This is a genomic window from Thalassoglobus neptunius, from assembly GCF_007859735.1.
Lineage (GTDB): Bacteria > Planctomycetota > Planctomycetia > Planctomycetales > Planctomycetaceae > Thalassoglobus > Thalassoglobus neptunius.
In genome coordinates, this window is record NZ_SIHI01000001.1 from 1,987,613 (window position 1) to 2,012,018 (window position 24,406).

At 51.7% G+C, this 24,406-nt stretch carries 21 protein-coding genes; 11 read left to right on the top strand and 10 right to left on the bottom strand.

What is annotated here, in order from left to right; all coding sequences use genetic code 11:
- Nucleotides 1-22: 22 nt before the first annotated feature.
- From KOR42_RS07840 to KOR42_RS07855, 4 genes are all read right to left on the bottom strand, one after another.
- Entirely contained in the window at nt 23-499 is a 477-nt protein-coding gene (locus KOR42_RS07840) for a hypothetical protein (protein ID WP_146508562.1), read from the bottom strand.
- Nucleotides 500-676: 177 nt separating this feature from the next.
- Nucleotides 677-1,783: a DUF1559 domain-containing protein gene (locus KOR42_RS07845; RefSeq protein WP_146508564.1), complete on the bottom strand. Its 1,107-nt coding sequence runs from the start codon at nt 1,781-1,783 to the stop codon at nt 677-679.
- Between the two features lie 48 nt (nt 1,784-1,831).
- A complete protein-coding gene (locus tag KOR42_RS07850) occupies nt 1,832-2,242 on the bottom strand; it encodes a carboxypeptidase-like regulatory domain-containing protein (RefSeq protein WP_146508566.1) in 411 nt (136 codons plus the stop codon).
- A 251-nt stretch (nt 2,243-2,493) separates the two neighbouring features.
- Complete coding sequence (locus KOR42_RS07855) at nt 2,494-3,600, bottom strand: DUF1559 domain-containing protein (RefSeq protein ID WP_146508568.1); 1,107 nt, start codon at nt 3,598-3,600, stop codon at nt 2,494-2,496.
- A 681-nt stretch (nt 3,601-4,281) separates the two neighbouring features.
- Here KOR42_RS07855 and KOR42_RS07860 point away from each other — a divergent pair.
- The 5 genes from KOR42_RS07860 (at nt 4,282) to KOR42_RS07880 (ending at nt 11,846) form a co-directional block, all read left to right on the top strand.
- The gene (locus tag KOR42_RS07860) at nt 4,282-7,194 is read left to right on the top strand and encodes an FG-GAP-like repeat-containing protein (protein WP_231740766.1); all 2,913 of its coding nucleotides are present in this window, start codon (nt 4,282-4,284) and stop codon (nt 7,192-7,194) included.
- Between the two features lie 147 nt (nt 7,195-7,341).
- On the top strand, nt 7,342-8,568 hold the full coding sequence (locus tag KOR42_RS07865) for a leucine-rich repeat domain-containing protein (RefSeq protein ID WP_146508572.1): 1,227 nt from the start codon (nt 7,342-7,344) through the stop codon (nt 8,566-8,568).
- Nucleotides 8,569-8,671: 103 nt separating this feature from the next.
- The gene (locus KOR42_RS07870; protein WP_146508574.1) at nt 8,672-10,186 is read left to right on the top strand and encodes a sulfatase; all 1,515 of its coding nucleotides are present in this window, start codon (nt 8,672-8,674) and stop codon (nt 10,184-10,186) included.
- A gap of 220 nt (nt 10,187-10,406) precedes the next feature.
- The gene (locus tag KOR42_RS07875; protein WP_146508576.1) at nt 10,407-11,045 is read left to right on the top strand and encodes a DUF3124 domain-containing protein; all 639 of its coding nucleotides are present in this window, start codon (nt 10,407-10,409) and stop codon (nt 11,043-11,045) included.
- A gap of 165 nt (nt 11,046-11,210) precedes the next feature.
- Nucleotides 11,211-11,846 (top strand): MarC family protein, encoded by a 636-nt coding sequence (locus KOR42_RS07880; protein ID WP_146508578.1) that lies wholly within the window; start codon nt 11,211-11,213, stop codon nt 11,844-11,846.
- A gap of 24 nt (nt 11,847-11,870) precedes the next feature.
- On the opposite strand, the gene KOR42_RS07885 is transcribed toward KOR42_RS07880, so the two are convergent.
- Both KOR42_RS07885 and KOR42_RS07890 read right to left on the bottom strand, forming a co-directional pair.
- Nucleotides 11,871-13,364 carry a FecR domain-containing protein gene (locus KOR42_RS07885; protein WP_146508580.1) on the bottom strand — a complete coding sequence of 498 codons (1,494 nt, stop codon included), beginning with the start codon at nt 13,362-13,364 and terminating at the stop codon, nt 11,871-11,873.
- 9 nt (nt 13,365-13,373) lie between these two features.
- Nucleotides 13,374-13,943, bottom strand: coding sequence for an RNA polymerase sigma factor (locus KOR42_RS07890; protein ID WP_146508582.1), 570 nt, complete (start codon nt 13,941-13,943; stop codon nt 13,374-13,376).
- A 188-nt stretch (nt 13,944-14,131) separates the two neighbouring features.
- Here KOR42_RS07890 and KOR42_RS07895 point away from each other — a divergent pair, with 188 nt between their 5' ends.
- Both KOR42_RS07895 and KOR42_RS07900 read left to right on the top strand, forming a co-directional pair.
- A complete protein-coding gene (locus tag KOR42_RS07895; RefSeq protein WP_231740769.1) occupies nt 14,132-15,601 on the top strand; it encodes a hypothetical protein in 1,470 nt (489 codons plus the stop codon).
- Nucleotides 15,602-15,806: 205 nt separating this feature from the next.
- On the top strand, nt 15,807-16,655 hold the full coding sequence (locus KOR42_RS07900) for a hypothetical protein (protein ID WP_146508586.1): 849 nt from the start codon (nt 15,807-15,809) through the stop codon (nt 16,653-16,655).
- A 72-nt stretch (nt 16,656-16,727) separates the two neighbouring features.
- On the opposite strand, the gene KOR42_RS07905 is transcribed toward KOR42_RS07900, so the two are convergent.
- Together KOR42_RS07905 and KOR42_RS07910 are read right to left on the bottom strand one after the other, a co-directional pair.
- Complete coding sequence (locus KOR42_RS07905; protein WP_146508588.1) at nt 16,728-18,137, bottom strand: sulfatase family protein; 1,410 nt, start codon at nt 18,135-18,137, stop codon at nt 16,728-16,730.
- Nucleotides 18,138-18,208: 71 nt separating this feature from the next.
- Nucleotides 18,209-18,688, bottom strand: coding sequence for an SRPBCC family protein (locus tag KOR42_RS07910; protein WP_146508590.1), 480 nt, complete (start codon nt 18,686-18,688; stop codon nt 18,209-18,211).
- Between the two features lie 279 nt (nt 18,689-18,967).
- Here KOR42_RS07910 and KOR42_RS07915 point away from each other — a divergent pair, with 279 nt between their 5' ends.
- The 3 genes from KOR42_RS07915 to KOR42_RS07925 all read left to right on the top strand — a co-directional run bounded on the left by KOR42_RS07915 (nt 18,968) and on the right by KOR42_RS07925 (nt 20,425).
- Entirely contained in the window at nt 18,968-19,147 is a 180-nt protein-coding gene (locus KOR42_RS07915) for a hypothetical protein (protein WP_146508591.1), read from the top strand.
- A 68-nt stretch (nt 19,148-19,215) separates the two neighbouring features.
- The gene (locus KOR42_RS07920) at nt 19,216-19,395 is read left to right on the top strand and encodes a hypothetical protein (RefSeq protein ID WP_146508593.1); all 180 of its coding nucleotides are present in this window, start codon (nt 19,216-19,218) and stop codon (nt 19,393-19,395) included.
- A 523-nt stretch (nt 19,396-19,918) separates the two neighbouring features.
- Nucleotides 19,919-20,425 carry a hypothetical protein gene (locus KOR42_RS07925; protein ID WP_146508595.1) on the top strand — a complete coding sequence of 169 codons (507 nt, stop codon included), beginning with the start codon at nt 19,919-19,921 and terminating at the stop codon, nt 20,423-20,425.
- 4 nt (nt 20,426-20,429) lie between these two features.
- Here KOR42_RS07925 and glgX read toward each other — a convergent pair whose 3' ends face one another.
- Nucleotides 20,430-22,754 (bottom strand): glycogen debranching protein GlgX, encoded by a 2,325-nt coding sequence (gene glgX, locus KOR42_RS07930; RefSeq protein ID WP_146508597.1) that lies wholly within the window; start codon nt 22,752-22,754, stop codon nt 20,430-20,432.
- A 353-nt stretch (nt 22,755-23,107) separates the two neighbouring features.
- On the bottom strand, nt 23,108-23,254 hold the full coding sequence (locus KOR42_RS26500) for a hypothetical protein (protein WP_197440968.1): 147 nt from the start codon (nt 23,252-23,254) through the stop codon (nt 23,108-23,110).
- Between the two features lie 29 nt (nt 23,255-23,283).
- Here KOR42_RS26500 and KOR42_RS07935 point away from each other — a divergent pair, with 29 nt between their 5' ends.
- Nucleotides 23,284-24,147, top strand: a complete 864-nt coding sequence (locus KOR42_RS07935; protein WP_231740771.1) for an alpha/beta hydrolase — start codon at nt 23,284-23,286, stop codon at nt 24,145-24,147.
- Nucleotides 24,148-24,406 lie beyond the last annotated feature (259 nt).

A 24,406-nucleotide genomic window follows, 5' to 3' on the forward strand; every position in this document is an offset into this window, starting at 1 on the left:
GCTGAATTTCTCTCTTGAAACATTAGTTGATCGTAAACTCGAAAACATTCTGAGATTCATCAGTTGTCACTGTGGCTGACAACGGCGTTTTACTCGAATCGTTGTAGTCGGGCGGAACGAGACTCTTCGAACTTTCTCCGTCCTCATGCTCACCCGAAGCTCCCGGATCGAAATTGACATCCGCGGAATGCTCATCGTCTCCACCGGTATCACCTGCCCCGGCAACCGCTCCGGCTTTATCAATCAATACCGCGTAGTTCCCTTCAGCTGCCCCGTCTCCATACTCGTAAGTCGTGAGTTCGAATTCTCCGTTGATATCAGTCCGTCCCGTCGCCACAGGTTGTTTGTCCTTCGGCGAGAATGAAACAGAAGCATCAGACAGAGGTGTCCCGAACATGATCACCTTTCCAGTCACTTTATAAACTGGAACTTGATTGGCGTCACCGCCACCACAGCCTGCCATCAGCAAAGTGGACAAAATCAGCAATCGAACTGGCATCAGTCGTCTTTCTCTTTGTTTGAAGCTAGAAGCGAAGAACCCCAGAACAGGTTGTGCTCTGAGGTTCTGGATTTCGAATTCAAAAAGTCGTTACAGATCCGAAGAGATCGTCACCAAACCGTTTTCAAAGCGAACAGTGTTTCAAGATTGACTCGCTTTTCTGTTTTTGGCTCACTCTTAGAACGCTCCGACGATATCTCCACCGTTGATGGAACCGAGAGCTCCCCAGACCCCATAAGGGCTGGGACCATTGACGGGTGATTCCTGTGTGGTATCTCCAGTATCAATGCTGTCGCTGATGAATCGCACAGCACCGTCACCCATCAACACCTGAGCTCCACCTAGATGAAGGCTTGATGGCTCAAAGATTCCATCACGTTGATCGCCAGGTCCCTGTGAGCAGGAAGGAGAGTTCGGACCGAGCACAGTAGTCATAGCACTGAACGCATTGGTTCCATCCATCCATCGCGTTCCAGCCCAGCGACGAACTCCGCCGTTGTAGACTCCACCGGGCCCCACTGCAGTTTCACAGACAGCAGGATTCACACGGTACTGACTCTGTTGAATGTCGATGTGCGTCGCTCCACTTTGAACGGTGGTTCCACCATTCTTAGCTTTGATTCGCTCACCCATTGCGATGGTGTTGCTGAGACCATCGACACATTCTTTGAAGTTCCGATTGTAGACGTCTCGTCCACCCACAAACATTCCTCTCAGTCCTCGACCGCCGTTTCCATTCCAACTTGGATTCGTATCCCAGACCTGATCTCCACGGGAAAACATGTAGTTGTTTTTACCGCGTGGGGATTGCTCAGTCGTGTCTCCATCCGACGGGCAGAGAAGCATTGGAATGTTGGCTCGAACAGCCTGGTGGTTGTTATCCCATGGTGTGAAGACGAAGCCGTTGTAGTTCGTCGTTCCGTTCACGGAAGCCGCTGTTCCACCGGCAGAAATGAGATTGAAGAGTGGGGCTTGATCAATGTAAGGGAGAAGGCCAACCATTCCGTTGTGTCGACGTCCGCCCCCCCGAGCGTTTCCATTTCCACCAGCACGGCCGTGGATGTTTTCAGGTCCTGATCCCCACGGAAGCATGTTGTAGGTGTCGTGATAATTGTGGAGCGCAATACCGAGTTGTTTCAGCTTGTTTTTGCATTCCGTTCGACGTGCCGCTTCCCTCGCCTGCTGCACCGCAGGCAGAAGAAGCGCGATTAAAATCGCAATGATTGCAATCACCACCAGCAATTCGATGAGGGTGAATGCTTTTCGCTTGTTTAGTAATCTCATAACCACTCCACAATTTAAACGCAATAAAACAGAAACGCCGCAATTATTTTAAGGCATCAACTCAATCTTGATTTCCGTTGTCCCACCGTCGGGGATGCTGGCTGTCAGCCCTGATGTCTCAGGACTCTTATACCGGTCTGGAAGTGCATTCTTCCAACCAACAGATGCCGTCGCAGCATCATGATGTTCTGAATCCTCTCCCGGATCAAAAGCCTTTCCACTGTCATCAAATTGGACAGTCTGCATGACTCCAACTTTGTAGTTGCCGGGAACCGCACCCGATTTGGAGGGGAAGGCTTTCAATTCAAAGTAGCCACTGCTATTTGTCACTCCAGTCGCTGCGTATTTGCCATCGACGGGCGCGAACACGACCGACGCCCCTTCAACTGGCACTGAGTTCAACGTGACATATCCGCCAGCTTCGATTGTGTCGGGGAGACTCTTCGTCCAAGAATCCACCGACCCGCAACCGGCAATTAAGGCCATTAACCCCAAGGAGAGGGAAGTTCGCCACAAACCCTTCAAAGCATTCTCCTATACAAATTCACCCAAGTCGGATCGATCCCGCAGGGGTGGTCCTGGTCTCAGAAACGGACCCCCTCCAATGATCCATGAAGGAGGTCCATAGGTCTTACTTTAGAATCACATGGGATCTGCCCATGCAGCATTTCAATCAAACGAGCTTTAAGTCTTCTTCAAGTTAAGAGAACTTAGAACTCACTGATAATTTCTCCACCGGATTTTGTACCGAGTGCTCCCCAGACACCGTATGGGGAAGGACCAGCTGTGTTTGGCTGAGGTGCGATCGCAGATTTGTTGCCGGAGTCAATGTTTTCACTGATGAAACGAACTCCACCATCTGCAAGCAAGGCATTCACACCACCAATATGTTCACTGGTTGGAGTCCAAACTCCTGGACCGTAGTGACCTCCACCGTCCTGCCAGCGTGGAGAACCGATGAGGCAAACTGGTGCATTCGGCGGAAGAATTGTCGTCACACCGACAAAAAAGGCTGCTCCATCGCTCCAGCGATAACCTGGCAAGGTGTCTTCTGTGAAATACGGAGCATCGGGACGTAAGCCTGAACCCTGACGCCATGCTTCGCAGGAAATTGGTGCGTAAGTGTCAACACTTGCACCAGCTTCTTTCACTGGCATTCCGCGAGCAAGTTGCGTTTCTGGACGAGATCGCTCGGACATTGCGATGGTGTTACTTGTTCCGTCCGTGATGTCACGAATCTTGGTCACGGCACCCCGCCCGAAGATTCCACGGTTGTACATCGGGCGAGTCTGTTCCGCCAAAGCACTGTCGTTTCGTTCGTTCGATGCAACCACAGATCCGAGGTAGTTATCCCCTCCACAGAAACCGTAACTTTCCGTTCCGCGTTGTCGGCCAGCGTTGTTCGGTTCGATCGAACCGGCGTCACTCGGGCAATTCAGAGCTTCCAGAGACAACTTGTTCCATTCTGTGTTCGCCCAAGAGTGCTGCTGGTTATCAACAATGACATTGTAGACAGGAGCTTGATCGAGATACGGAAGCAGTGCGACATACGCCGACATCCGAAGACGCATCGCTCGACGTTGAATCGTCCCTGTTCCACCCTGTCGAGCAGGGAACGAACGGTAAACATCGTGGTAGTTGTGGAGGGCAAGCCCCAACTGCTTCAAGTTGTTTCGACATTGAGTACGGCGAGCCGCCTCACGCGCTTGCTGCACAGCAGGCAGCAAAAGTGCGATCAGGATCGCGATAATCGCGATCACCACGAGGAGTTCGATGAGCGTGAACCCCTTTTTCCGTTGGAGAGTTGGCCTCAGCATGCCACATCCTTTCGAGAATTTCATAAAAGACGAAGAGGGAAAAGTTATTGGTAATAACAGTCAAATCGATACAGCCCCACGCATAGCGGGGAGAGCGTTACGAGATGAAAATTGAATGGAATTGTCGATCAGACGATCGGACCAGAATGGCCCGGATTCATTCAGGATAATTGATGGGTACCGGGATGCAAGGCCAAGAGTTGCAAAAATACACAAAACACTTGTGATCCTCACTCAGATTGCAACATTCCCATAACGGAGAAAACGTCACAACAACTGAATAAAAAACGACTTAAGGAAGTCAATCTGAGCGATTTGTCGCATCCCCAATGATTGATGCTTTCTCGACAAGATTTCCGATATTCTTAGTCATTGAGCAGCCACGGCGCTCAGATCGTTGAGCAAAGTGTCAGTTGCCATCTATTGACTTTGATTCGTTCGCTCCGTATCCCATCAATTGCGGCCAGGAGTTCATCGCTGTCAAGCAGCACGTCCCGGCATCTCAGCAGCTTCCACCAACACGTCGACTTCATCAAGATTTAACGTGTGATCGCGCCCCTCTGAATGAGTGGGGGATCATTCACTTCCCGCTCAAACCAGTCTGCAAAAACATCTGCGGTGACTGTGAGTATCGAAGACAGCAATCAACCTCTGAGACCCAATTCTCGTTCTGTTCTCGGGATGCGCATCCTCCTCGGCGGAATCGTGGTTGCGATTGTCGGTTTGATTCTTCTCGGAACGTTCAACAAGCGTCCGACTCGCGAAGCTCAGATTGAGAAAACAGAGAAGCTTCTGAAGTCCGGAGATCCGCTTCAGGCTGAAACCATCGCTCGAGACCTCTTCGAGGCCTCTCCTGACGATTCGCAGGCAGTGGAACTTCTTGCGAGAACACTGATCGCGCAACGCAAGTATCAGGAAGCGGTTTCACTCCTGGACCAGTTTCCCGAGAACCCTGAACTGCAGAAGCGTTCAGCGGTCATCCATCGCGATCACTTATTGCAACTGAATGAAGCAGCACAATGTTTCCAACTCGCCCTCAAGAGTGATCCAAATGACGTTCAGACACTGACTGACTTGACCAACCTGTTAACGCTCTGTGGACAGAAGTCGGACACTGTCGAACTGATTCTGCGAGTGGTTCAGTCCGGCGCGGAGACGGATCTTGTGATGCTGCTCGCGCGCGAAGAAAGCGGGATCGATGATCTTCCCACGCTTCTTGCGGCAAGGAAGGCCAGCTCTGACGACTCCTTTCCTGTTCTCGGACTGGCGCAGCGTGCCATCCTAAACGACGATCCCGAAGAGGCAGTCAAGTTGTTACGCAGCTCGCTCAAACTCAGCAACGCTCCTCCACTTACCCGCCCTTTGCTGATGCTTGAACTCTCGAAGCTTGAGAGAGATCGAGAGCTTTCGACTGAGATCGAGTTGGCGAGCGAAGCTGCGATGTTCTATCCCCAATACTGGCAAGCACGAGGAAAACTCGCTGCGCGGCAAGGTGATCGTGCTTCTGCCATGCACTGCTATTTGAAAGCTTCACAACTGGCTCCTGAGTCACGATCGGTAACCAGTCAACTCGTACAGTTGGCCGCAGACTTCGACCGAGAAGACGCGGTCGTTGTTCTCAAGAATCGACTCCAGCAGTTGGACCAGTTTGAACAGGTGGTTTCAAGAATTCTCTTCGGAGGACGCCAGGGGGGGATCGACGACCTCATCTCTCTGACGAACGCCTACTTTCAAGTCGGTCGTGCCTGGGAATCTCTTCACTTCTGTCGAATTGCAATCGACCTCGCTCCAAACTCTCCCGTTGTTCGCGAGCTCTTTGAACAGCTTCAACGAGTCTGTCGCGAGGCTCCACTCCAACTGACACTTCCATCACTCATTGATCCGGTTCCGCTGACACCGGACGAGTCCCCACTCTCGCCGCCGCTTCGAGATGATGAATCCCCTCAGTTGAATTCACCGAGTCACTCCGCACCTGAAATCGCCTTTGCTGATGATTCTCAAGAGACGGGATTTCATTTTCGGTTCGAAGACCGTTCGGGTGCCGACGGGAAACCGTTCATCTGGACTTTTTCCGGAGGAGGAATCGGCGTCATCGACTTTGATCTCGATGGTTGGCCGGACGTGATCTGCACGCAAGCTGATTGTCGTCCATTGGAGTCTGCAGGAATGCGTCCCGATCAACTCTTTCGAAATCTCTCCGGAGATCGGTTTGTTTCCGTCGAGGGAAAAGCTCTCCTGAAAGAAACCGGATTCGGACAAGGAGTTTCCATCGGCGACATCAACTCCGATGGTTTTCCTGACGTATACATCGCGAATTTTGGGAAGAATTGTCTTCACATTAATAACGGAGACGGAACCTTCTCGCAGCTGGACGAGTTCGATTCCGAGAGCGAGTGGACGACCAGTTGTCTCATTGCAGACCTCAATTCCGACGGACTGGCTGATCTCTACGACGTCAACTACCTCAGTGGAACTGACGTTCTCACGAAGACATGCCTCCATCCGGACGGCGAACTCGCGATGTGTCAGCCTTACGATTTTGAAGGCGCTCCGGATTCCATTCGTGTGAATAAGCAATCGGGGATGTTTCAAGAGATTGCGTCGGACATGCACCCGCCGCTTGACGGCAAAGGACTTGGAGTCGTGATCTGGAGAGAAGAGCACACTGCTGGTCCGCTGTTGTTCGTGGCTAATGACACGACCGCAAACTACCTGTTTCAATTCGATCGCACAGAGAATGGGCTTCGACTTGACGATATTGCCTTAACTTCAGGAGTGGCTTTTAACCGCGATGGAAAAGCTGAAGGATGCATGGGAATCGTTGTCAGCGACTTCGATCAAAACGGTCTTTTCGATCTCCACACGACGAATTTTCTGGCGGAATCCAATACGTTCTATCAACAGTCGACTCCGGGATTCTTTGAAGACCGGACGGTTGCCAGTCAACTTGAGACGACAACGTGGAACAGTCTCGGTTTCGGAACACAGTCTCTGGACGCCGATCTCGACGGGACTCCAGAACTGTTCGTGACGAACGGACATCTTCAAGACCTCACGCGTTTTGGTCGGCCGTTTCGAATGGCTCCTCAACTCTTCTATCAGGCAGGAAGCTTATTCCATCAGCTTTCCGGTTCGAGTGTCGGAGAATACTTTGAACAGCTTCATCTGGGCCGCGCAGCTGTCACACTTGACTGGAATCGAGACGGGCTGAATGACTTGATCGTCGGGCATCTTGAGGAAGACTATGCCCTGTTGACGAATCTCACTGCCCCGGTCGGGCGAAGTCTCAAGCTGACTTTGAAAGGCGTCCAGTCTGAACGAGATGCCATTGGAACGCGAGTGCGCATCCGTGGGGCTGAGACGTCACGACTCGTTCAACTGACAGCAGGCGATGGGTATCTCGCTTCAAACGAACGGGTTCTGAATGTTGGATGGAATGATTCCGACCAAGCTGTTCAGATCGAAATCGACTGGCCCAGCGGAACGCGACAGGTTTTTAATGAAGTCGCTGTCCCGGGGCATTTTCTGATTGTCGAAGGGCTCGAAGAGTTGTACCCCATCGGAAAGATGAACGTCGCACATTCATCAAAATGACCCCGGTGACCGAACGGAAGAACCGTCAGAAGCGGATCCGCGAACGACTGTTTTAATTGAAACAACTTCGTCGAATAGACAGTTGGCGAATGACCAACTAGACTCCCATTCTCAATCGTTGATGTATTCTTTGTCAGGTGTTTGAGAATGAGCAAAGCTAAAATTTGGTTACCCGCCTTTATTGTTGTGGCTGGATTGATTTACTGGTTCACCCAGTCGAATGGCCCAGCGAACTCTCTTCGGAATCGAGGGATGAGTCTTCGCCAGTTGGACTCTGGCGAAATCGTCTCCGTCGAAATGAAGACCGATCAGTTTAACGACTCCGACTTGGAGACGGTCTCAACGATTGAGACCATTGAGTCTCTGAACGCCTCGAATTCGTCAATCACCAATGAGGGGCTTCAACATCTTCAGAAGCTTCCAAAGTTGGAGTACCTCTCGCTTGCGAATACTTCTGTCGACGATTCAGCAATTCCAACTCTCGCGGAAATGAAGTCGCTGGAGACACTCGTCCTCGATGGATGTGCCGTCACTCCCGACGCACTGAAAGCCTTGAGCGGCCTTCCAAACCTCATCGAACTTTCCGTCTACGACGTTTCCATTCCATACAGCGAGTTGCTCAAACTTGACGATGCTCTCGGCGACAGCACGGACATTCTCATCAACGCTGACAGCGTGTTTGGAAGCCCCGATGACTCGAAAGCTGTCTACGAATGGGACGATCAGAGAATGATCACCATTCAACTGACCGAAGATTCCCCGGCAGACATTCTTTCGCAGGTTGAACAACCTCAACTCATCGCGAACTTGCTGGTCCCGGTTGAAGTTGAAGCAGATATCGATTTCCAGCCGGCCACAACGTTTGAGAATCTGAAAGAAGTCAAAGTCGGACAGGAGATCGACAATGATGACTTTATCCTTCTCGTTGGGTTGGACCACCTGCAATATCTGACGCTGGAGAATGCCAGCATTACTGCTGAGGGACTTGACCGTCTCCCGGAAGATTGTGTTCTCGAAAGCCTCGAGATCATCTCCGAATCTCCTCTTGCAAGTGGACTGAAAAATTTTGGCCGACTTGGCACCGTCAAACTTCTGCGTCTTTCGTTCCCGAATGCGGAACAGTCAGCATTTGATGAGCTTTTGCAATTGCATCCAGATCTGGAATCGCTAAGCCTGGTTGACTCGCCGATCACCTGTGAGCAGGTCGAATTCCTCGAAAAGCTTCGAAAGATGTCGTTTGTGAATCTCGCTGGGACGAACGTGACCGATGAGTGCGTCGACTACCTGAGAAAACTCCGACACATTACGCACATCGAACTGCGGGGATCGAAAGTCTCACCAGACATTGCAGCCACTTTTGCTATCGGTGGCTAAAACTCATACAAAGACCTTCGAGAAACCGTTGTTGCAGTCGTCTCGCTTCATTCAGCAATCAGATGGAATTGAAGCTTGAAGTTGCAATCGCGGTAGCCAAGAGATGATCATCGTTCCAGCAAACCGTTCGAGGACCTTCTATTCCGTGTTTGCTCCAATCCAAAGACTGGCCTTTTCGTTCGCTTTGTTGATCCCGCTGATACCGGGACTCGTCGACGGGGCCGATGAACCGCCGAATGTGCTGTTCATCGCTGTCGACGATCTGGCATGCACCTTGGGATGCTATGGCGATTTGATCGCGAAGACGCCACATATAGATCAACTCGCGGCGGAAGGTGTCTGTTTTCAGCGCGCTTACAACCAGTTGCCGCTTTGCAATCCGACACGAGCATCAGTCATGACGGGGCTGCGTCCTGATCAGATCAAGGTGTATGATCTCGACCGCCATTTTCGTGATGAAGTTCCCGATGCCGTCACACTTCCGCAAGCCTTCCAGAAGGCGGGTTACTTTGCAGCACGAGTCGGGAAGATTTACCACTACAACGTTCCAGCCTCGATCGGGACGGATGGATTCGACGATCCTCCATCCTGGAATCGAACGGTCAATCCGTCGGGGCGTGATAAAGTCGAAGAAGAGCTAATCTTCAATGCGGAACCTCATCGAAAGATCAGCGCTGCTTTGAGTTGGCTGGCTGCTAACGGAGATGACACAGAACAAACTGATGGGATGATCGCCACGGAAGCGATTCGTATTCTCGAAGAGAAACGCAACGAGCCATTCTTTCTGGGAGTCGGATTTTTCCGACCGCACACTCCGTACGTTGCGCCAAAGAAGTACTTCGCACAATACCCCATCCGTGAACTTCGTCTCCCATTCAGTCCCACGGATGATCGTGCCGACATTCCTGTCGCAGCGTTTGCACACAATTGCCCCATTCCCAACTACGGACTTGATGAAGAGACACTCCTGAGGGCAACTCAGGCTTACTACGCATCCGTTTCGTTTATCGATGCTCAAGTGGGACGTCTCATGGAGGCACTTGACCGCCTCGAACTGGCCGACAGAACGATCGTCGTCTTGTGGAGCGACCACGGATATCACCTTGGCGAACACGACGGGATGTGGCAGAAACGATCGCTATTCGAACAATCAGCCCGCGCTCCGCTGATGATTCGATCTCCAGAACATTCGCAAAACCGAGGGAATTGCGACCGCATCGTCGAGTTTGTAGACATCTATCCGACGATCACCGATCTCGCGGGAATCAAAGCCCCTGAAGGACTCGCAGGGCGCAGCCTCCGTCCACTCCTGAATGACGTGAATTCTGATTGGAATGGATTGGCCGTCACACAAGTCTTGCGTCCCGCTGACGATCGACTCGAAACACCCGTGATGGGTTGCAGCATTCGAACGGCTCGTTATCGATACACCGAATGGGGAGATGGCAAGTATGGAACCGAACTCTACGACCATCACTCGGATCCCGGTGAATTTCACAATCTCGCTGTATCGCCAGACGAGAGAGCAACTCGTGTAATCCGGCGATTGCGTCCGCTCCTCAAAAACTTCGCTTCCGGAGAGATCCCGGAAACTCCGTTCAACCCTGAGCGTTTGTAGTCAGGATCTCTTCGACTCATCAACGGCCAGGATCGGAAAACGCGAACCACTTCTCTTCGTTCGAGTCAATTTGCAAGAACCAATCGGCAGATATGCATGCGATGCAATTGTGTCCGCTTGCCGGTCTGGACCGGGTGACAAGTCTTCAAACAACGATTCGGACCGGTTAGGATCGCAGGTCGACTTTCGACTTCCAGTTCCGTTCCATGTCGAGGCACTGATGCCTGCTCCCAAAGAGTTTCCAAGTTGGTTCCTGTGGTTGCTCGATCGCGGTCCGCTGGCACTGATCGCGATATTCGTCACTCCTGTTCTCATACTGCTTCTGCTCGGTTTGCTTCTCGATGCCAGATTCGCAAACCTCGATCACCAGCAGGAGTTTCGACTTCCCAGGAGCTACAACCCGCCAGACGCTGATCATTATCCGGTGACCGACGATTTCGACGGAATGGACTCGCAGTGGGTCTACGTCCCGTCCTACTCGCATGTGTATTACGAAGGCGGATCACCATTTCTACTCGAAACGACTCTCAGCATTCGCAACATTGATCCGAATCGCCCCATCGCCATTGAGACCGTCGACTACTTCGATACGAATGGCAAGCACATCAAAGCGTTTCTGAAGAAAACCATTGAGCTGAAACCACTGCAAACCGTCGAATTTCTTGTTGAACGACGCCACAGCTCAGGAGGCTCTGGAGCCAACTTTCTTGTCGAATGGGTTGGGAGTGCGTCCGTTGACCCGCCACTGATCGAAGCCATTATGGTTGGGACAGCTGGGGCGAATGCCATTTCTCTCTCGCGTTCCGGAGTCAGCATCTCGACACCTACTTCGAGCCCGAACAATTCAGACGGAAGTTGATGTTCTCTCGTCGATTGACCGAATCTTCTATTCGGGTCCAAGCGATGTACCGGAGAAAACGCAGCATTCATCGAAAGAAACGGATTCCGTCGAGTGCAGTGGTTTCGTGAAACTGGTCTAATCTTCCCGGAACTCTCGACCAACTGATCAAGAATCGCAGCTGCAATGCAAACTCCAGACGAAATTTTGGCCACCATCATTCTTCTGTGGGCAGTCATTGACCCCATTGGAACGGTCCCCGTCTTCGTCAGTGCGACTCGAACGCGAACCGAGGACGAGAAGAAGGAAATTGCCAAGTATGCTGCCGCGATTGCGGGCATGATCCTGTTGTTTTTTGCGGCCGTCGGAGAGGTCATGCTCGACGGCATGGACGTTCCGCTGCCTGCATTTCAAATCGCGGGAGGACTGGTCCTTTTCCTGTTCGCGATGACGATGATTTTCGGAGAAGGAAAACCGGAAAGCGAATTGAAATCGATGAAATCGGCCCACGAAACTGCAGTGTTCCCATTGGCAACTCCGTCGATCGCCTCTCCGGGAGCGATGATGGCAGTGGTCCTTCTAACAGAGAACGGGCGTCACTCGGTGTTGCATCAGATTGTGACTTCCGGATTGATGCTCGGCGTCGTCTTCGTTACCTACCTCCTCATGCGTGCATCGACAGCGATCTCTAACCTCATTGGGTTGAGCGGCGCGAGTGTGATCAGCCGCGTAATGGGACTGGTCCTATCGTCGATCGCAGTTGCAAACATCCTCGAAGGAATCAGCGAATACTTTATGTTACCGACGACGAAACTCACGTGACGCGCGAACTACAATACACGCGAATTACAATGTCTTTGGGTCCTGCAACGGAACGACGTTTGTCGGTGAGACAGGAAACGCAGATCGGTTTTCTTGCCACCACTCATTCCAGCGAATGAACGCAGGCTCCCACACGTCACGCTCACGCATCCAGTCTTCCAAGGGAATCCCCATCGTCTCCTCGGTCAGTCGAAGCAGCCCACGTGCGGATTCCATTCGAACGACACCATCGTCGTCGTTCAGAGATTGAATCAGGTCTGGCACCATCCAGATGGGAGCGGTGTCGGCAATGATTCTGATCGCCAACTGTCGCTGCTTCGATTCATTCGCGGACTCTTCAGCACTGACAAACCGCATCAGCGGCAGCGCCGCAAACTCACCAAGGTTTCTCAGATCCCGTTCGAACATCGATGAAAGTTTCGTCCGCCCGATCTGGGCCAATAAGGCATCGACCCGTTTCGTCAATTCAGGATTTCCATGGCCCGCCAGAGTGAGCAGTGGCTGCATCCATCGTTCGGCGTTGAGAATATCCTGGCTCGATTCCCGGACATTCACCTCACCGTCTGCGAGCGTAAAAAACGTTCCCGGCGGAAGCGTCCTGTCGACACCATTCAAGCTGACATCGACGGATCCCAGAGCAGCGGCGACTTGAAGAGGCTGATCTGGAGCACACGAAGCGAGGCTCTCCGTATTCGAATGACACATGAGTCTCCAATCGGAATCGGCTTTCTCTTGCGTCTTCTCGCTTCCGGAAGTCTTCACTCTTAAGGGAGCATCTGTCGACGCACGAAACCACACCTGCCCGCGAACAAGTTCGACTTCATCTCCGGAATGAACCTTGATTTCGCTCGACTCATTCAGTCGCACACGGCTTCCGGTTGTTGTTTCGAGTTCACAGAGGACACCTTCTTCGGTCCGAACCGATCCGGATGACGGGCAGCCGAACGCCGGGAGTGACACCATCTCAACTTCACTCCAGGGTTCGTCCTCCTTCACGCGAATGGAAACCTTGCCTGTTGCATGAACAAGATGTGCGGCGGTGTCGCTGTCGCTGAATGACGTCTCTTCCATATCGCCCGAAGGAGAGTGCAACGGTGAGTTCTTCACAGGCACTTCCAGCGACTGCTCAACGATTATGGGCTCGGGTTCATTGAGAGGTCGCATCCACAGAATGGCGAGAACGAATCCGACGAATGCGGAAGCTGCGCAACTGAGAATAGCGTTCCACTTAAACGGAGCTGAATACCGATTTCGATTCGACCGATGAGCACCAGCCACAGCCCCCGATTGATCCATTTCCGATATATCGAGAAGGACGCGGTCAGCGATCGACAACGATCTGTCGAGGTTTTCGGAACCGATTTTGAGAAGGTCCAGATGAACTGACCGGACCTGTTGAGCGAAGGCGCGACAGACATGACATTCCGTGAGATGCTGGAGAATGATCTCTCCGTCCGGATCATCCGAGTAGTGATCGGGACTCTCACAGATTTGTTGTTGGATGGATTCGCAACGCATTTCCTCCCCCTACTCTTTCAACTCAACCAGACTGGCAAGCTGACAAGCCAGTTGGTGACGCGCTTTGGTCAGTCGCGTATTCACAGTTGCCCGCGACACTCCTACAAGTGCTGCGATTTCTTCGTAAGTCATTTCGTCGTAATAAAAGAGCATGAGTGGTTCACGAAGGTCCTCTGAAAGTTGATCAATCGCCTCTTCCAGGCGTTCGCGTTGCTCGTCGTCTTCCGCCTGATTCGCGGGAGAACTGTCTCTCCCACTCAGCGACTGGCCTCGGTGCTGTCCGTTCGCTTGAACTCCGATGATGGCTCGTCGTTTCGCTGCGCATGACCTTTGCCAATCCGTACAGACATGGCCTGCGATCGAGCGAAGCCATCCCCCGAACTTTTCTGCTTGTTCAAGCCGAGAAAGATCGGCAAGTCCACGAATGAGTGTCTCTTGAGCTAAGTCTTCAGCGACGTGGTGATGGCCAATTTTCGCGCGGCAGATGGCGAGAACTCGGGGAGCCCATCTGCGCACAAGTTGATCTCTCGCGAGGGATTCCCCGTTGCGAGTTCGATGAACCAACTCTGCATCGGTCATCCGTCGCTCCTGATCACTCCTTGACAATTTCGTTCTTCCCAACAGGTCGAATGAGACTCTCCGTGAGGATGGAGAAAAATTGCCATTGCCATGATTTTTCTCGAAATCCCCAGATTCCGCCAGTCGCTGCTCCCATCTGACTCGACCAGAAGATGTCTGAACTCGAAGTCCGAACCGGAGACGATTCCATGAAACGTGTGTTCCTCTTTCCGTCCCTCGTCGGGGCGCTCATTTGTTGTACGTTCGCAATCAACTTGACTGCGAACTCAAAGCAGGCCGGATCTCCAGATCTTTCAAATTCCGAAGACAGCACGAAAAACGATCTCACACAAGATGCTCCGTTGATCGTTCATGAATGGGGCACGTTCACCAGTTTCTCCGGCTCTGACGGAATTCACCTCTCCTTTCGGCCTTTGGTGGAAAACGACCTCCCAAAATTCGTTTCGACGATTCGCCCTTCTTGGTCGCGTCTCCTCTCAAAACAATCGATTCGCGCCATCCAACGAATGGAAACGCCCATCACGTACTTCTACACCGACGTCGAGCGCGACGTTGAGGTACAAGTGGAATTCCCACAAGGCCTTCTCACCGAATACTTCCCCCCAGTTCGCCAGTTCCATCCCGAAATGCCATACATCTCTCCAACTCCGTTTGGCCAGGGCCTCGATCCAAAGATCCCACTTGAAAACGGAAAGCTCGACTGGGGAAAAATCCATCTGATTCCCGCTCAGTCGTTGCGTCCCGCGGTCAAAGACGAAGAGTTATCCCGCCGGATCGGACACGGCGTCGAAAAAATGCTGATGGAACCGGAACAGAAATACCCTCACTACTTTGCAGCTCGAAACACAGACTCTGCAATTGTTCAGTTCCGAACGGGCGAAGCTCCGAATTCCATTGATTACTTCGAGAAGTTTCTTTTCTATCGCGGCGTTGGCAACTTCCAACTTCCCGTCACTGCCGAAGCACTCGCAGATGGAACGTTCACTCTGAAGAACTCTGGCGACGAAGATCTTCGGTCAGTCTTCCTCGTCGAAGTCAAAAACCAATCCGTGCGATTCCGCAAGTTCGACCGTGTCGAGGCTCAGAGTCACACCACTCTCACACACTCTGCGGACTGGAGCGACATCCAACCCTTGGTCACTGAGATGGTCTCTGCCCTCGTCCAGGAAGGACTTTACGAAAAAGAGGCAGAGTCAATGGTCGAGTGCTGGAAGTCTTCATGGTTTGGCGAAGAAGGAACTCGAATTCTGTATATGGTTCCAACTCACATCACCGAAACTCTTCTCCCCCTGCAGGTCACTCCGAAGCCGGACGAAGTTGTACGCGTTCTTGTTGGACGAATGGAGATCATGCCGCAAGAAACAGAACAACGGGTCCTTGACCTCGTAACAAAAAGTGCTCAAGCGCGCACACACGCAGCCCAGAACAAAACCGAATTCAAGAGCCCTGCTCTCGACTCGCTTGTCGAAATGGGTCGCCTCGCGGAACCGGCTCTCATCCGGATTAGTGCCTTGGCGAAAGATCCGTTGATCCAATCCGAAGTCGCTCAACTGATCCGGGAACTTCGCACACCATCCGACCAACAAATCACGGACGTTGAAAACCCGTGGCAAAACATCTCAGATCTCGCTGGCATCGATGCCTGGACGGGGAACTAAAACTTCTTGACCAACATATCGCGACAATGGCCGCGAGTCATATGCTCTCGACGAGCAACGATGCGAGTCGGTCGATAAACAAGCCTTTCAATTTACATATTGAAAAGAGCAAGTTTCGAAAGCTATTCTCGGGAGTATGAAAACCGGTGAACATGCTCGACGTTTGAATGCCACTGTCTGCGCAGTGTGCCGATCGAAGGTTCCAGTGCATTCCCGGGGGCAGCACTCAGTCTGTCCCTCGGGAACGTGCCGTCGAACCTATCATGGGAAACTGGCACGCGGCGAAGTTCAATGTCGGCGATGTCATGCCTTTCTCACTCCGGCCGAACGAGTCTCTGGTTCCCAATGTCACCGCCCGGCATGCCGCTTTGAATCACGCGATCAGGATCGAATCGCTTCTCATGGTGTCTATCGGGAAGAACTCAAAGAGAGGATTCGCGCACTCGCGGTCGTCGATGCAGAACGACGCGGGATCGAACTCCCGATCCTCCACGAACCTGCACTCGTCCCTTCTCAAGACCGACCGCTTTCGTCACTTCCCGCTGAACGCAGAGAGAAGTTCCTCGAAAAATTCACAGCCCTCGTCGAAGAAAACTTCGAGAAGTTTCCCGACTCCAGTCACGACTTGCCAGCAGAAGACTTTGGAGAATCGTTGAGTGAGTCGGAATCTCACCTTGTTGGAAAAGCGTGTGCGACCTGTCAGGGATGGTGCTGCCAGGGAGGAGGTGAGTCGCTGGCGTACCTTGATCATCCGGCAATCCTCCGAATGAGAACTCAACACCCGGACTATCGCGCTCAAGACATCGTTGAAAGCTATGAAAAATTTCTTGGAAGCATGACGTATACAGACTCATGTTATTTTCATGGCGAATTTGGATGTTTGCTTCCGCCGGAGATGCGGGCAGCCATCTGTCATCGTTACCTCTGCGCTGATCTCACGCAACTACAGGTCCAGGCAAAAGCCTTTCCGGAAACGGTTGGGTACGTCGCAGCAATTCAATCATCTCAAATTCAGCGAATCTCACCACTCGACCATTCTCCCGACCAATCCTGATGACGAGACCGAATTGCTCCATCCGTTCGCAACTTCGCACCAACCTTCGCTGACGGAAAGACGATCCTCTTCCTAGTCGACGATCCGGCCGACTTCCCGTTCACCGTCGCGCATTTCTTCTTGAAAGAGCACTGCCATTCCGCGCAGCTTACGGATGATTATCGGATTCCGGACAGGAGTCGATTCCGAAGGGTCAGATTCGAGGTCGTAGAGTTTCAGACTCGGATTGAGGACCAGTTTCCACTGCTTCCATCGAACAGCGGCGAGCGCCCCTTCGCTTCCGTGATAGAAGAACGCATCCTGAAATTCCTTTTGACTGACGAGTTCCTTCCACTCATCGCCAGGATCCCACGGACGACGCTCGAGAATCTTCCCATTCAGTGAGTCGTCGATCATTGGGTCATCAATCCCGGAAGCTTTCCCGGTCAGTAGTGCCGAAAGATCTCTCCCGTCAATGATACGTTCTTCAGGGACGGAGATTCCCGCGAACGTGCTGAGAGTGGGAAACCAATCCATGGCGTGAATCATTTCTTGAGAGACTCTGCCTTGATCGATTCCTAAACCTGGCCCCCACACGATTGCGGGGACTCGAATGCCAGCTTCGAACGTCGTCAGTTTTCTTCCAATGAGCGGCTGTTGTGAATTCCTCCCGGGTCCGCGCCCGTTATCGGACAGATAGACGATAATCGTCTGCTGATCTAAATCCAGCTGTTTTAATGTCGAGACCAGTCGTCCCACATGAAAGTCCAGTTCCTGAATCGCATCTCCATATTCTCCAAAATCAGAGGTCCCACGAAACTCTTCACTGACGCCCAAAGGGTTGTGCAACATCGTGTGCGGAAGATAAAGAAGGAAAGGGTCTTCCCTGTTTTCTGTAATAAATTTAATCGCCTCGTCTGTATAAATCTTCGTGAGTTCATTCGGATCTGCTGGCCGCTTGACGACTTCGTTTCCCCGTAAAACTGGAACGCCACCACTCTGCTCGAAATACCGAGTTTCGACCGGATCAAGGTTGTGGAGCAAACCGAAATACTCGTCGAATCCCTGATTCATCGGCAGAAAGGGCTCGTGAAACCCGAGATGCCACTTCCCGATACAGGCAGTTGCATAGCCATGATCAGAAAAGAGTTCGGCCAGCGTCAACTCATCGGGATTCAATCCGACACGAGAGTCGGCTCGCTGAACCCAGGTCTCTAATCCAACCCGTCGGGGATAACATCCTGTCAGTAATCCCGCTCGCGATGGGCTGCAAATCGGAGCAGCCGCATAATAGTCTGTGAACCGAATTCCTTCAGCCGCGAGTCGATCAATCTCCGGCGTTCGGAATTCTGTCGCGCCATAGCAACCGAGATCGTAATACCCCTGATCATCGATTAACAGAAGAATTACATTCGGAGGTTGTTGATCTCCGATTGCACAGAGAGCAAAACAATGGAAGAAAAGAACCAGAAATACTGGGAGAATTGCCCGCGCAGTGATCATGTGTATTAACCTTAATCTTTCATCGATGTTTAAGGATTCAATTCACAGGGCTGTCAACGACGAACCGCGTTTCAAAGATCGTCTTCGCCATCTGCGGCCGAGTTCGTCCGCTCTCCTTCGGTCTCACAAAAGCGTTTCAGGCGGTCTAACTCCTGTTGAGCAGCTTTGCAACTCGAAGTCTTCATAAGCCAACCAAACAGAAAGAAGAAGACTTTCAAGAAGCCTTTCGGAGTCACGGTTGAGAGCTGAGTGACTCGTGTCTTCGCTCCGAGATATTCGAACTGATATTCGGCATCAATGTCGAAGAGTTCTCCGGTCAGATGAATCGCGTGAAACTTGGGAGGATCATAGGCCGTGATCTCCCCTTGAAACACCATTCGATTTCCGCCTTCCTGGGTCACAGTCCGGAATGTCGAACCGATGATTTCGGGAGTTTCGTCAATGACTTCATCTTCGACGACAACCCGGCTCCATTCCGGAACGTGATCGATCGTCAGAAAAAAGACATCTTCGATCGTTCGTTCAATCTCAACACTGGCCTCCGTTTGCATCGACCTAACCTTTCCAACAATTGCGTGAAAATCTCGCTCTGCGTGGAGTCTAATCGCTGGTGGCTTTCCGTGACAGCATCCGGAGTCGCGAGCGAATTTTGAAGCAAACGCGTGCCTTCGGACTTTTCTCGAAAATCTGCAAAGACAGCTGTCAGGTTTCGAATTGGTCCTCGTATTGAAGGTGTGAAGCACACACAGTCTTTTCGACAGTCGGACAACAACACCCGACTTTCTGAACTGACTCTTCGTCCAACAACTCATTGAATGGAGATCGATGCGATGGTTCGTGAAGTTCGCTTGAGCTGGGATAGTCAATTTCCGATGCCGGAAGAACTGACAATGAGCGACTGGGATGTTGACGACTCACCGTTCGAAACTCCCAAGAAATCGAAGCGGAAGCAACGACAACCTTCCCAACCAGCTTCGAAAGAACTCGCTGACAATCCTGAGCAGAGTTAACCCCCGCAGCGACCATCATTCGACCGCTTTTATTCTCATCACACAATTACGACGACAGACGAAACAACATGCCCAAGCAAACTGAACTCCGCAAGCAAATCTCAATCTTCCTTCCCATCTCCGACTGGCGACTTCTTCGTCAGGCAGCTGCTGAACGACAGATTCCCATTACCGAACTCTGCCGCGAATGGATTCGTCCGGGCCTCGAACAGCTTCAGTTCGAAACGTCCCCGCAGCGGTCAACGTAAAGAGAAAATTAGCGACTCGTCCTGCCTGCTGAACGTCTTCAAAGACCACATCGGAAGACAATCTCTCCCGCCCACTTAGAACACTCGACGAGTTGAACGATCCCGGTGCAACGGGAAAACGTCCGAACGTGACTCATGGATGAGCGACTGCCCATGGAGGGGCAAACGTTCGGATGCTTCGCTGATGTCGTTTTCGAATTCGTCTTTGAGACATCTCAGAACGACAGACAGCCCGGGCGAACGCCAACAAATGCTCTGGCAGCTTTTGATCGACAAAATTGAGTGACATCTCAAAGAGAACTGGCCACGACTCTTTCAACTGATAGACTATGGACGCTGATCTTCGCGAATTTGTTAAGGAAACTCCAAGGAGTTGAGTTTTGCCTGTTCGTGAATTGACGCGACAAATCAACTGAGAAGATCTTCGAATTCCGGTGAACTCTTCGCTGAATTCTTAATCTCAGATGCCCAATGTCATCCGACGCAAGACTCCCAGACGAGTCTTCCACAACTTGGAAACGGGATGAACAATTCCAATCGATTCCTGTCAGTGATGTCAGAAGTGCCCGTCCTTGTGTTTGCGGGGATTCCCATCGCGGGCTCACTTTGGCCACTCGATTCAACAATGGTGGTCGTGCTGAGCTTACTCTCAGGATTCCTTCTCGTCGGTCTGATTCTTACCGGAATCCCAATTCGTCGCAGGCTGATCGTCTTCTCTGCTCTAATGATTGCTTCAGTGGCGTTCTTGAACTGGCCTCTTAAACTCGCATTCGCAGCTTCGCAGAATGACTTTGAAAGAGTCGCGAAACAACTCGATGACGGCGAGACGGTTCAAGCTCCGATCCAGATCGGTCTGTTCAATGTTGCGAAAGCTGAAGTGAATCGCAACGGCGTCATCTGCTTTTGGACCGACGACGATCCCTCCGGCGCGACCGGATTCGTCAACGGCGATGAATCGGTCGGAGAGGAATTCAACTTGTGGTCACAATGCGGTGTCGCCCGAGACTGGCAATTCCTCAGTGAAGACTGAGTGATCACCAGGTTTTCGAGCCACTGAGCAATTCGACTTGCTCCCACAGACGCGTCAGAAAACGATGCCCGTTTTTGTCTGACGAACTGGAACTCCCCGCCCCATTCTCGAGAGATGACGTGAATTTTGACCACCGCTGAAACTGTTTGAGCAGGTGAGGACCGCGTTTTTGTTCCGGGGGGTGAATTTGTGTCTTCGAGCGATTCCAGCGACTCGCCTTAAATCTCAGCACGACAATCGATCGACCGCTCATTCTTCGTTGGTTCGTCTTCAGTGGATGCGATTTTGCATACGGCAATGCGGTATCGAGTTCCAGAATCCATTGTCCCCGGGTGGTCATTGTCGGAAGCTTGAACGGGACATCGAAATGATGCGCATTCAAGAGAAGGAGCATCGTGCTCCCGTTGATCTGTCGGCCCCAGCGATCAATTTCGTCAGTCATGAGACCGTTGAGCATCACACCGAGGCACCGCGCGGACTGGGCATGCCAATCCGAGTCATCCATCTCTTTCCCATCCGGCGAAAGCCAGTGAATATCCTTCTGCGTGGCTCCTCGTAATGCTTGTCCCTGAAAGAAGTGCCGTCGCTGAAAGACAGGATTCTCCCGCCAGATCGTTGCGACTTGGCAGCAGAAGTTGAAGAAGTCCTCTTGTTCCTGGTTGAGGTCCCAGTTCAACCAGTTCATTTCATTGTCCTGGCAGTAAGCATTGTTGTTGCCGTTCTGCGTGTGACAAATTTCATCGCCGCTGCGAATCATTGGCACACCTTGCGAGAGCAGCAACGTTGTCATCATGTTGCGCATCTGACGGGCACGCAAAAAGCGGATTTGAGAGTCGTCCGTTTCTCCTTCAACACCGCAGTTCCAGCTGTTGTTATGAGAATCTCCGTCGGTGTTTCCGTGACCGTTTGCCTCGTTGTGTTTTTCGTTGTATGAGACGAGATCATACATCGAGAACCCGTCATGCGATGTAATAAAGTTAATACTCGCGTATGGTCGTCTTCCATTGTGTTCATAAAGATCGCTACTTCCCGTGAGGCGGGTCGCGAATTCCGAGACAGCGTGTCCGTCTCCTTTCCAGAATTGACGCACATTATCGCGATACTTCCCATTCCATTCCGTCCAGCCCACGGGGAAGTTTCCGACCTGATATCCACCTTCTCCCAGATCCCAGGGTTCGGCGATCAACTTGACTCTTGAGAGCACTGGGTCCTGATGAATGATATCGAAGAACGCTCCCAGCTTATCAACAGCATGAAGCTCTCTGGCGAGCGCACTCGCGAGATCAAATCGAAATCCATCGACATGCATCTCGGTGACCCAGTACCGAAGACTGGCCATAATGAGCTGAAGGACTCTCGGTGAAAGCATGTTGAGCGTGTTTCCACACCCGGTGTAATCCATGTAATAACGAGATTGATTCGGAACCAACCTGTAATAATGGGAGTTATCCAGACCGCGAAGTGATAGAGTCGGTCCCAGTCGGCTTCCTTCACCTGTGTGATTATAAACCACATCCAGAATTACTTCGATTCCGGATTTATGGAACGTCTTGACCATCTTCTTAAATTCGCGAACGCATCCGCCCGGAGATCGGTCTGAAGCATAGCTTGGTTCGGGTGCGAAAAACGCAAGAGTATCGTAACCCCAATAGTTCGTCAGGCCGCGCTCTTCGAGGTGCCGATGATCGACATGATGATGCACCGGCATCAACTCGACTGCCGTCACTCCAAGCTTCTTGAGATGTTGGATCACCGGCTTGCTGGCCAGACCTGCATAAGTTCCGCGCAGCGATTCGGGAATCCCTTGATGCAGCTTGGTCATGCCTTTGACATGGAGTTCATAGATCACAGTCTGGTGCCAGGGAGTGCGCAGCTGTTGATCGTTTCCCCAGTGAAAGCGCTCATCGACGACTGCTCCAAGCGGGGCATATGGGGCGTTGTCGAGATCACAGAAGGAAAGGTCTTGCTCGGGAGATCCGATGCGATATCCAAACAGGCTGTCGTTCCAGCTCAGCGTACGTCCAATGGCTTTCGCATAAGGATCAAGAAGGACCTTATGGGCGTTGAATCGGTGGCCATTATTTGGTTCATAGGGACCATGAACCCGATATCCGTAAAGTTGTCCCGGCTTCACTCCTGGCAGATAGCAATGCCAGACGAAATCGGTTCGTTCATGAAGTGGAATGCAAACTGATTCCCGTCGGGCTGTCACCGAATCAAACAAACAGAGTTCAACCCGTGTCCCAAATTCAGAAAACAGTGCGAAGTTTACTCCCCGTCCATCCCAAGTTGCCCCAAGCGGATACGGTTCTCCTGGCCAAACTTTCACGAACTGTCTCCTTCCAACCACCCGATCATCATGAATCAATGGTGCGTTATTCAATGTTCCATCGTGAACGTTGTGGGCGAGCTTGGTCCTCAACGCCTGGCGAGTTTAGTTTTATGATTTTTTCATAGAACGGGAAGAGATTTGAATCACAATCTCCTCGACAATCGTGGAATCCCGAAATTCGTCCGAGAAGAGAGGCAATTCGTGCCGATTGAGGGAGTTCGCATCAAGACATTGCTGTCTTTGGACTTCCATTCAGGAAACTCCTCGCTTTCGATGGGCTTCTTCGTCAAGGGTTCTGATTCCCTTGTGGCCACCTTCTTTCATCCCTGAAAACTGATATATGCCAGCTGTTATGTGACCATTTCCGTTGCACGCAGCTGGCTCAAGGTGAAGTTGAATCTCATCAACTCTCCATTCAAACTCAGTGCTCTGCGAACCGTTTGCAACTCGCGAACCCACAAGAGATGATTGATCAAATACTCTTGTTGCTCCGTCATCCTTGAAACCTTGTCATCCGGATCACTTTATGCGTTTCTTCCAAAATCAGTCACTCGTTTCTTTCAACATTCGAATGGGCTTGATTGCCGCAGCCCTCTTCGTAGCTGCTCCCGCTCTGCTGTTCGCCGACGACGACGAAATTCGTTACCGAACAGAGAAGGAAATCTTTTACCGCGATTCAGAAGGCGCATCGGAGCTGGAACGAGAGCGATGCAAACTGGACATCTATTTCCCAGAGAACCTCAAAAACTTTCCAACTGTCGTCTGGTTTCACGGTGGTGGATTAAAGGGCGGGAACCGATTTATTCCAAGCGAATTGAAAGATCAGGGAATCGCGGTCGTCGCTGTCAACTATCGCCTCTATCCAAAGGTCAAGGCTCCTGCATATATCGAAGACGCAGCTGCAGCCGTGGCTTGGGTGTTTGAGAATATTGCCGACTACGGAGGATCGCCGGAGAAGATTTTCGTCAGTGGCCACTCGGCTGGTGGCTATCTCACCAGCATGATCGGATTAGACAAAAGCTGGCTCGAAGCTCATCAGATTGATGCAGATGACATCGCGGGTCTTATTCCTTTCAGCGGACACACTATCACTCACATGACCGTTCGGGAAGAACGCGGCATCCCGCAACAGCAACCCATTGTCGATGACCTCGCTCCACTTTATCACGTGCGAGCAGATGCTCCGCCATTGCTTCTCATTACAGGAGACCGTGAACTTGAGATGCTTGGGCGCTACGAAGAAAACGCGTACATGTGGCGAATGATGCAAGTCGCTGGGCATCAACAGACGACTCTCTTCGAACTCGATGGATACAATCACGGCGGAATGGCACACCCCGCCCATCCTTTGATGCTGAAGTTCATTCGCAGAATCACGCAAGCAGAATAGTTCGCATTTCGAGCGAACCATGTTCTCAAAAGAGGACTGAAAACCCGGAATTCCCGGACGAAGATATTCATTCCCCGCAGAGACTCGCCGGTGGATCGAAATGAACCCCGGCGAGACTCTGCATTCTCTCTCTGTAGACATCGGTCAGAAAACGTAGCGCTCGACGGAGAGGGTGTGACGGAATAAAAGCGTAGCGCCCAGATGATCACTTGTTGTCAGGTGTTCAGACTTTTGGTTTTCACCATTTGTTTGAACTGAT

Excerpts from the sequence above, each read along its gene's own strand:
- KOR42_RS07840 (WP_146508562.1), bottom strand. The coding sequence starts at position 499 with ATGCCAGTTCGATTGCTGATTTTGTCCACTTTGCTGATGGCAGGCTGT.
- KOR42_RS07865 (WP_146508572.1), top strand. The coding sequence starts at position 7,342 with ATGAGCAAAGCTAAAATTTGGTTACCCGCCTTTATTGTTGTGGCTGGA.
- KOR42_RS07895 (WP_231740769.1), top strand. The coding sequence starts at position 14,132 with ATGAAACGTGTGTTCCTCTTTCCGTCCCTCGTCGGGGCGCTCATTTGT.
- KOR42_RS07870 (WP_146508574.1), top strand. The coding sequence starts at position 8,672 with ATGATCATCGTTCCAGCAAACCGTTCGAGGACCTTCTATTCCGTGTTT.
- KOR42_RS07915 (WP_146508591.1), top strand. The coding sequence starts at position 18,968 with ATGGTTCGTGAAGTTCGCTTGAGCTGGGATAGTCAATTTCCGATGCCG.
- KOR42_RS07905 (WP_146508588.1), bottom strand. The coding sequence starts at position 18,137 with ATGATCACTGCGCGGGCAATTCTCCCAGTATTTCTGGTTCTTTTCTTC.
- KOR42_RS07920 (WP_146508593.1), top strand. The coding sequence starts at position 19,216 with ATGCCCAAGCAAACTGAACTCCGCAAGCAAATCTCAATCTTCCTTCCC.
- KOR42_RS26500 (WP_197440968.1), bottom strand. The coding sequence starts at position 23,254 with ATGACGGAGCAACAAGAGTATTTGATCAATCATCTCTTGTGGGTTCGC.
- KOR42_RS07925 (WP_146508595.1), top strand. The coding sequence starts at position 19,919 with ATGAACAATTCCAATCGATTCCTGTCAGTGATGTCAGAAGTGCCCGTC.
- KOR42_RS07890 (WP_146508582.1), bottom strand. The coding sequence starts at position 13,943 with ATGACCGATGCAGAGTTGGTTCATCGAACTCGCAACGGGGAATCCCTC.
- KOR42_RS07935 (WP_231740771.1), top strand. The coding sequence starts at position 23,284 with ATGCGTTTCTTCCAAAATCAGTCACTCGTTTCTTTCAACATTCGAATG.
- KOR42_RS07885 (WP_146508580.1), bottom strand. The coding sequence starts at position 13,364 with ATGCGTTGCGAATCCATCCAACAACAAATCTGTGAGAGTCCCGATCAC.
- KOR42_RS07875 (WP_146508576.1), top strand. The coding sequence starts at position 10,407 with ATGCCTGCTCCCAAAGAGTTTCCAAGTTGGTTCCTGTGGTTGCTCGAT.
- KOR42_RS07910 (WP_146508590.1), bottom strand. The coding sequence starts at position 18,688 with ATGCAAACGGAGGCCAGTGTTGAGATTGAACGAACGATCGAAGATGTC.
- KOR42_RS07860 (WP_231740766.1), top strand. The coding sequence starts at position 4,282 with ATGCGCATCCTCCTCGGCGGAATCGTGGTTGCGATTGTCGGTTTGATT.
- KOR42_RS07855 (WP_146508568.1), bottom strand. The coding sequence starts at position 3,600 with ATGCTGAGGCCAACTCTCCAACGGAAAAAGGGGTTCACGCTCATCGAA.
- KOR42_RS07845 (WP_146508564.1), bottom strand. The coding sequence starts at position 1,783 with ATGAGATTACTAAACAAGCGAAAAGCATTCACCCTCATCGAATTGCTG.
- KOR42_RS07880 (WP_146508578.1), top strand. The coding sequence starts at position 11,211 with ATGCAAACTCCAGACGAAATTTTGGCCACCATCATTCTTCTGTGGGCA.